General features: G+C 39.2%; 6 protein-coding genes and 1 pseudogene. 2 read left to right on the plus strand and 5 right to left on the minus strand.

Annotation, left to right across the window (positions count from 1 at the left end):
- Positions 1-412 (plus strand): annotated as a pseudogene (locus QZ562_RS17360) (hypothetical protein); the annotation flags it as partial.
- Between the two features lie 28 nt (positions 413-440).
- Here QZ562_RS17360 and QZ562_RS17365 read toward each other — a convergent pair.
- The 4 genes from QZ562_RS17365 to QZ562_RS17380 form a co-directional block, all read right to left on the minus strand.
- Complete coding sequence (locus tag QZ562_RS17365; protein WP_293762948.1) at positions 441-875, minus strand: GNAT family N-acetyltransferase; 435 nt, start codon at positions 873-875, stop codon at positions 441-443.
- A 662-nt stretch (positions 876-1,537) separates the two neighbouring features.
- The gene (locus QZ562_RS17370; protein WP_293762951.1) at positions 1,538-2,341 is read right to left on the minus strand and encodes a thioesterase family protein; all 804 of its coding nucleotides are present in this window, start codon (positions 2,339-2,341) and stop codon (positions 1,538-1,540) included.
- 295 nt (positions 2,342-2,636) lie between these two features.
- Positions 2,637-3,869, minus strand: coding sequence for a DEAD/DEAH box helicase (locus QZ562_RS17375; RefSeq protein WP_293762954.1), 1,233 nt, complete (start codon positions 3,867-3,869; stop codon positions 2,637-2,639).
- 917 nt (positions 3,870-4,786) lie between these two features.
- Complete coding sequence (locus tag QZ562_RS17380) at positions 4,787-5,872, minus strand: MBL fold metallo-hydrolase (RefSeq protein WP_293762957.1); 1,086 nt, start codon at positions 5,870-5,872, stop codon at positions 4,787-4,789.
- A gap of 769 nt (positions 5,873-6,641) precedes the next feature.
- Here QZ562_RS17380 and QZ562_RS17385 point away from each other — a divergent pair.
- The gene (locus QZ562_RS17385) at positions 6,642-8,300 is read left to right on the plus strand and encodes an amidase (RefSeq protein ID WP_293762960.1); all 1,659 of its coding nucleotides are present in this window, start codon (positions 6,642-6,644) and stop codon (positions 8,298-8,300) included.
- Between the two features lie 139 nt (positions 8,301-8,439).
- On the opposite strand, the gene QZ562_RS17390 is transcribed toward QZ562_RS17385, so the two are convergent.
- Positions 8,440-8,658 (minus strand): hypothetical protein (locus QZ562_RS17390; RefSeq protein WP_293762963.1); only part of this gene is annotated, 219 nt, incomplete at its 5' end.

Consider the following 8,658-nt stretch of genomic DNA (forward strand, 5'->3'; position numbering starts at 1 on the left):
ACTGGTCGATGGAAGAAGTGATAAAGCGCTGGCACCAAATGTACCAAGGCACATTATTAAGTCAAAAGTATCAAAGAGGGGATAAGCTCAGTAAAGGTGAATGTATCAGCCTAGATGAAACAGTGACAATTTACCGTCAGCGTTTATGTGATATTAATTGGCTCATGCGCAATCTCAATGAGTACATCGCCCGTAAAGCGAATAAAGAAGATAAATGCACAGGCAGATTTTACTCGCCGCCATCCTTGGCGCTCACCCTTCGGGCCAGCTGAGGCAGTTCTCATTTATTCCCAATAAATTTAGTGGAAAGGACGATTCAAATCTCAAGCCTGCTTTTACGGCAAGGAGGGATGAAAGTGCGGTGTTAGCGTGTATAACTTATGTTGACTTAAACCCGATCCGAGCCAATATTATTTTGGGTGTCTAGTCTAAGTTTGTTGTTATGTTGAACTTAGTAACCCAACTTCAATTGCCCTTTGTTCATTACTGAAAATAGCCATAGCAGTATTCATTTGCTTAAAACCAAGCTTTTTATAAAAACCTTCTTTACCAGGGCTAGCATACAATATTATTTTTTTGTGACCGAAAGATAACTTAATCAATTGATTAATAATATTCCGCCCTAAACCAAATCCTTGATATTCTGGGTGTATAGCAACATCACAGATGTATGAGCAATCTAGTCCGTCAGCTAAAGCGCGACCGACACCAATAAGTGTAGCGTTATCGAAAACGAAACATTTAAACTTACTGTTAGAAAATACAAGTTCTAAGTCATTAGCCGCTTTATCACCCAAAGGTGCAATTCGGTATAAATCTGACAATTGATTCCAATTAATATCGGATTGATCATAAATCCATGAATAATTCTTCATACTTTTCCTGCTCAACATAAAGTGAATTAGGCGGAAGTCGAGTTAGATAAAAGCGCTACTTTCATACTTACCTCTACAATCCGGTTGATTTTGTTGAGCATTCCATAAACTTAGCCTTTTTAAAAGGCTAATCTAGATTTGATATTTTATGATCAAACCAAGCCATGTACTTATCCAAACTTTTAGGTCTGGATAAATACAGCGGGTGAAAATAAAATTGACTTAAGACAATCAGATACAAATAATCACTGAAAACCTGCGGGTTCAGGTTCGTTGAAATATATTATTTTTCACTAAGTTTACTGTTTTTGGCTGATTAAAATTGTAAAACTGCCATCGCAATGGCTTTAGCCATTGAATTTTCTTTGGTGGCGCAGCCCCTGCATTTTCCGCATCTAAAGTTTCAGAAACAACCTGCGTGGTCAGGTTTAAGTTGCCATAGTTAGACGGACACTTTAAACACGGAAACAGGGGGACGAGTCACTTTTTTATAACCAACTCAGCTCTTAATCTATTTGAAACCAAACGGCCGTCGGTGGCTTATTGAGTAGATTACCCTTGGTGAATTTTTTTAACAATTTCAAGAGAAAATTTTAAAAGGACAGCCGTGATAATTTATCAATAAATTATGATGAGTGTTTTATTAACGCTATTAAACACGGCTAATCAAATACAGCAGTGGTTTGCCGCGATAGTGCAATGACCTCTCCATGTATATCCCATATTGTTGCTTCAGTATGACCATAGCCATCTGCCGCTTGGCGGGTATCTTCTTTATAAGCTAACCAATCGGAAGGTGCAAAGGGCCTATGAGGATAAATAAATTCAAGATTCCAGCTAACTGTGCTCGCAGGTGCTGGCCAGCGCAGTTGTTGTATTAGGGTAGGAGGCCATGCATCAATCATACTGATGATATGCGCTTCGGTTATTGTCTGAGGTGATTCTTTAAAACGCATCCAACCGTAATAATGGCTGCTCTTTTTGCCAGTAAAGGGTAGACCGCCATCATCAATTGAAAGCTCATAGTGGCGTAAAAAATTTGGGGTAACTTTGGGTATGTTAGGAATAAAGTTAGCTTTTTGGGGTACTGCCATATTGTGCTGGTCATTATTTTTAACGGCTGTTTTTGATTTCCTTGCTTTGGCAAAGCAAAATTGTGTGAGCACACAATTTTTGTCTTCTTGTATTATGCGAGCAAGCACTTGAGACACATTTTTTCCTTCACGCACAATTTCAACATTGATCTGGAACGGGGTATCAAAGAGAAGTGGACCGACAAAATTCGTAGTCATCGAGCGTAGCGGTCGATCTTCTTCAATATACTCTCTTGCAGCACTGTAGAGCATTGCTGCCGACAGGCCACCAAAAACGGTCCGGCCTTGCGACCAGTCTTTAGGAACGCTGATTAGCATTTCGGGCTGTTGGTGTTGTGTGCGGGCAATTGCTATTAATGAGTCAAAGTCCATATTTTACCTGTTTTAAGTGTTTGGATAAGAAAGTACAGGTTGATTACGCGCTGAGGGGAATCTAGGGTCAGTGTAAAGCTTTATCTTGTCTAATCTTGTTATGAGCACCCCAAGCTCTTCAAAATTTATTGGTGTTTTTCACTGTGAATTTGTAGGGCATAACAAAATTTGATAGACGCTAAGCTTAATCATTGATGAGTTCACTCAAAGCTCATACATATCCTTAATTTAATTTCATGCCCCCTGATTTCTATTTATTTAAATAATGAGCCTGTTTGAAAAAAAGTCATTACCACTACCTACGTTTTTTTGTTGTTTTGATCCCAAGTGCTTTGTTTCTTGCGTGTTTTTTTTGTTTACTTTTATTGCTTCTTTTGACTGGTTGATCTTGTTTAGACAAGTCGGGTTCATAACCCGGTAGCCATTGTTTTAGCAATGTGCTGTCGAGTACTTTTTCAACAGCCTCTAGCAACCATTCTTCACTTGGACTCATGAGCGATATTGCTAATCCGGCATTCCCGGCTCGCCCTGTTCTGCCAATACGATGAATATAATCTTCAGCAACGTAGGGTAATTCGTAGTTGATAACGTATTGCAAATCAATGATGTCGATTCCTCTGGCTGCTACATCAGTTGCAACAAGGGCTCTGGTTTTACCTTGTTTAAATTCTGCTAGGACTCTTTCTCTAGCACCTTGTGATTTATCACCATGAATAGATTGAGTCTGTATACCGTCTTTACACATTTCTTTGGCTAGGTCATCAGCCATTTGTTTGGTTCGAGTAAAAATGAGTACTTGATGCCAATTTTTTGAGCCAATAAGAAAAGACGTCAGCTCTCGCTTACGATCACTATCAACCGTATACACCAGTTGTTCGACCTCTGTGGCGGCGGCATTGCGTTGATTAACTTCGATGAGTAAAGGGTTGTTGAGTAAGGTTTTACTTAACTTAAAAATAGCATCATCAAATGTTGCCGAAAATAGTAAGGTCTGTCGTTTGCTTGGTAACCGACTTAAAATTTGATCAATTTCATCTTTAAAACCCATGTCTAACATACGATCAGCTTCGTCAAAAACGATGGTTTGAAGTTGGCTTAAATTGACGTTTTCTTTGGTGAGATGGTCTAACAGTCGCCCAGGTGTTGCAATTAAGATATCTGCGCCTTTCTCAAGCGCGGCTATTTGGTTGTTAATGCTGACACCGCCATATGCAACCGCAACGTTTAATTGAGTGTTCTGGGCATAACTCAAGAAACTTTTATACACTTGCTGTGCAAGTTCTCGAGTGGGGGTTAGTACCAATGCACTAATAGGTCGCGAAGCATCAGTGGCTTTCATTAACTGTTGTAAAATGGGTAATGCAAAAGCCGCTGTTTTGCCAGTACCAGTCTGGGCACCTGCCATAATATCTTTACCTGCAAGTACAGCAGGGATAGCTTGTTGTTGTATAGGTGTTGGGTTCTCGTAACCTAATGCCTTGATTGCATCAGTAAGGGATTTGTCTAACGCTAAAGAAGAAAAACTCATATATGAATATCGCTTTTTGATTGATTGTAATTTTATATCACTCCTGATAAAACATGCGGAGAGAATCTTGGAGTTAGTGAAAATTGACTTCAGTTTGTGCCATCAATATTTCCTTAACGGCAGTAAAATGTAAAACGCTCAACTATTAGTCAATCAAAAAATCAGCGCCAAAAAATTAGGGGATATATATAAACAGCTTGATGCTTGGTTACTTACAATAAGAGGATACGTTTCATCATAAAACCACCTTTTTATTGTTAGCTTTTATTGAAAGCTTTTATTGTTAGCTTTTATTGATAGATTTATTGTAAGTTTCTTAAAAATAATTGCCTTATTTATTAATACATTTGCGCAATTTATTTGAACGACAAAATAGTCGTCTGCTTAAATTGTTTGATAAAAACCGAGAGTTTATGAAATATCAATATATTAATGGTTTTACTTGTTCGTAGTATCCACTTGAAATACGGTGGGAGTGGGTAATTATTGATACCGCTTTGTATTCAATCAAGTTACCAAGGGTAATCTGCATAAGCTAACCACAATAGATTATGTAACGATTACTTTGGGTGAAAAGCTGTGAATGGCTCCTTAATAAATAATCTTAATACATCATAGTTTTGTAAACTACCCAAAAAAATTAGCAATACGGTTAGGTGTTTTAATAAGTAAAACTAACCCACAGCCTGCCTGTTTTTTTCTGATATTAACAATGGCCGGGTTCGGTATTCATAACGATGTTTTTATTGCTGATGACTAATCGACTCGAACTTTTATTAATCAAACGTTAAGCACTATTAAACTACTAAGGCGCTTGCAGCTTTATGTGTGCAGTGAACATCAAGCAAATACTCATCATTCACTTTAGGGTACTCATTGCTCAGATAAAGCTTGTTAATAAGCCAAAATTCTTCCGTCTAATCACTTAAAAGGTCGCTCTTTAGGGTAAATATATACTGGTTTTTTTCGTTAATATCACGAGTAAATGTTTGCTCAAAATACAAATAGTTTAGGTGTGAAAACGCTTCTGCAATAGCAAAAAACATATTGTGCTCATTCAGCTCTCGTTTGAACAAAACAGGCAAACATTGTTTGATGGTTCTACCTTCTTTACAAAACTCTTTTAAGCTCTGTAAATGTTTGTGATGGTGAGCAATTAAGGCATCAACGCGGCTATGTAGGCCTATAAAAGGTTGTTTGTGTGAGGGCAATACCAAGGTATCTTCTGGTAAATTTTTGAACTGCGGTAACGTATCTAAATACATCTTTAACGCATTGGCATTTGGCTCTGTGCTGTATACACCTATGTTAGGTGTGATGATGGGTAACACGTGATCACCGGATATCAACACTTTAGTGTGTTGATTATATAAACACACATGTTCTGGCGAATGCCCTCTGCCAATTATGACTTGCCATTGATCAGTTTCAACGGAGTCAATGTTGCCAAGCGTACCAATTTTTATTACATCACCTTCTTGCAAGCGTTCATGTTGCAAAGGAATCGGCATGATGACTTGCCCTAAACCTTTACTTTCTTTGCGCTTTTCGCTGGCGTTGGCAACATAGTCCTCTGACATTCCACAGCGCACTAAGTATTCATCGTCTTGCCAGTCTGATGCGCCTCTGCTTCCGGCGCACATCGCTCTGGCAACAAAGTATTCAGAATGACTCATATAAAAGGGTACGCGATATTTGTCGACCAAATAGCCAGCCATACCGATATGATCAGGGTGCATGTGTGTGACAATGACTTTTGTCAGAGGTTTATCAAGCTTTGCTAACAGGCTATCCCATATCTCTTGGGTCTTACGAACACCAAAGCCAGTGTCTATGAGAGCGTAACCTTCTGTTTGAGTGACAGAATCATAATCTTCTATTAGATATAAATTGATATGATCAAGCTCAAATGGCAATGGCATACGTAACCACAAAATACCAGGTGAAACTTGCTGCCATTGACCAGGCTCTGGTATTTCTACATCAATAAAATCGGTTGTCACTCAATATACTCCACATTTTCAAAAAGGTATTACAATCAAGTTTTACCTAAACCACCACGCATAACGATGAATCATTAACTATCAATGCATTGAATATCAAACTAATCGCTGTAAAAGAACGATCGTTTCTTACGCCCTGTTATAGATAAACAAGGATAAAAAAGGTTGGTTCAATATCATTTCTATCCGTTTGATTGCCTTTAAAAACCAGACTTATTAATATGTTTGGTGAGTGGCTATTGCGCTTCGAATTAGATTTTAAGCACCGCTATAAAGGTGTGATTTTTTGGTATTGATAGTTGAGTTAACGCGGGGGAGGGTATTTGCACACACACCTATGTTCTGCAGTAGTGTTTTAGTTTTTTTGCGTATTTACACATCAACTTTTAAAATACGCATCGCTATTATTATTCAATAAGTGTTACACGATATAACGGCATCATAATCCGAGCATTGGTTCAGTATATTTAGCTTGGTGCCACGTTTTTGTATTTGAAATTTGTGAATGATAAAAAAGTGTAATCAAGGCAAGAAGATATAAAAACGTAAACACATTTTCATTTTCTGTCTAGCCAAATCTATACCCTTGATCATGCATTCCCGTAACGACTTAACCATTCAGTATTCTTATTGAGTCGTTAGGCCACTCGCAAACGGCTTTTTACTCACTTACTAATCAATGCCACATTTATAATGAGTAGTATTGCTTGCATTAACCATTCAGTTTCATTAGTTTCAGATAACGCATAATCATTTTAAAAGACATTCAATGAAGCACTTACTAGTGTGTGCCGTAGCGGCAGGTATTTCTATTTCTGGTTGTTCACCATCAACAGAATCTTCTGTTATGACACCACAGTCTAATATTTTACAACCTGAATTAGCTGAAACTGATTTTCGTGCCAAAGGTATTATTGCTGGCTCTTTGCCTGAGGTAATAAATGCACTTAATACTGGTAAGATAAGTTCACAAGCTTTGGTAAAATTATATATTGAGCGAATTGAAAAAATTGATAAAAACGGACCTAAGCTGCAGTCTATTTTAGCACTTAATCCAGACGTATTGGCCATAGCACAAAAGCTTGATAAGCAACGTGCCGCAGGTGAAATCATAGGGCCTTTACATGGCGTACCTGTTTTACTGAAAGATAATATTGAGACAAAAGACCGTATTGCCACCACAGCTGGAGCATTAGCACTTAAGGATAATATAACTGGACGTGATAGCCCTCTAGTTGCTGGCTTGCGTGCCCAAGGGGCGATAATACTGGGGAAAACTAACCTCAGTCAATGGGCTAATTTTCGCTCAGAAGGCTCAATGAGTGGCTGGAGTGCATTAGGCGGTCAGGTCAAGAATCCGCACATGTTAGACCGCAATCCGTGTGGTTCTAGTTCGGGTTCAGGTGCCGCTACTGCGGCCTCGCTTGCAGCGGCTTCAGTAGGGACTGAAACCAACGGTTCGGTTATATGTCCATCAAATGCTAATGGGATTGTAGGATTTAAACCCACAGTGGGTATTGTGCCTCAGCAGTATATTATTCCTATTTCTGTGTCTCAGGATACTGCGGGTACGATGACTAAAACGGTAATGGGCGCCGCATTGATGATGAACGCCATGGCCACTACCACACCCAATACAGACTACAGCGCTGGCTTGACAAAAGACGCCTTAAAAGGTGTGCGAGTGGGTGTATTAAATTTTGCCAAGGGAGATTCAGCGCCAATATTAGAACATTTCAAAACTGCCTTGTCTGATCTTAAGGATGCAGGAGCCATTCTGGTTGACATTGACGAACGCCCAGAGACTCCTAATAATTTTGGTGGCATGAGCTACGATATTCTTAAGTACGAATTTAAAGATGGTTTAAATACTTATCTGGCCTCCACATCACCTGCACAGGTATCGACCCGCAATTTACAACAACTGATTGATTTTAACGAGGCACATAAAGAAATTGAATTAGCTTTGTTTGACCAAAGTATTTTTGTCGCTTCGCAAGCAATGGATTCGCTTGAAAGTGAAGAGTATCAAACAGCAATTCAAATAGTCCAAACATCAACCCGGCAAGAAGGGATTGACAGATTATTACAAGAACACAATGTGCAAGTACTGCTGGCTCCTTCGGGTCCAACAGTTCCAATAGTGGATCCTATCAATGGCGACGTTTGGCCTAATAGCTGGCCAGGGTATGGCAGTCATGCTGCGCGGGCTGGGTATCCCCATGTATCAGTACCTATGGGGGGGATCCATGGGATTTCGGTGAGTCTTTCATTTATTGGTGGTGAAAATGCTGATGCTGAAATACTGACTTACGCTTATGCGTACGAACAACATTCATTGCGTAGGCTAGAGCCTCAGTATCTTAAAAATGCACAGGCCATTCCTTTTATTGCTGATGCAATGAAGGGGTATAAAGCGGCTAACTAATGACAGTTTTGGGGCAAGCGGCCAGCAAACCCCAAGGCCAAATTACACCGGTATTTATTATTACCACATCAAATACCTTGCTTCATTTTAGGATATTTACGATAGATATTTTTGTTTATTACCTTCGTAAACTTTATTACTAATACAGTGGATAACCTTTCTTAGTGTTTGAGTTACTTTGCCAAATTTTGGCTGCGAGTGTCACGGCTTTAACGCCATTTTTTATTAACGTTAGATGCTCGTTTTGAATAATGGTGAATAGTGGTGAATGATGGCTTGCCCGAATGCCTACTTCAATTTGCTCAGGCGGCGTTCCTCTTACCTCAAAATATACGCTCCGTATTGGAGGGATCAATAC

Source organism: uncultured Paraglaciecola sp. (assembly GCF_913058035.1).
Lineage (GTDB): Bacteria > Pseudomonadota > Gammaproteobacteria > Enterobacterales > Alteromonadaceae > Paraglaciecola.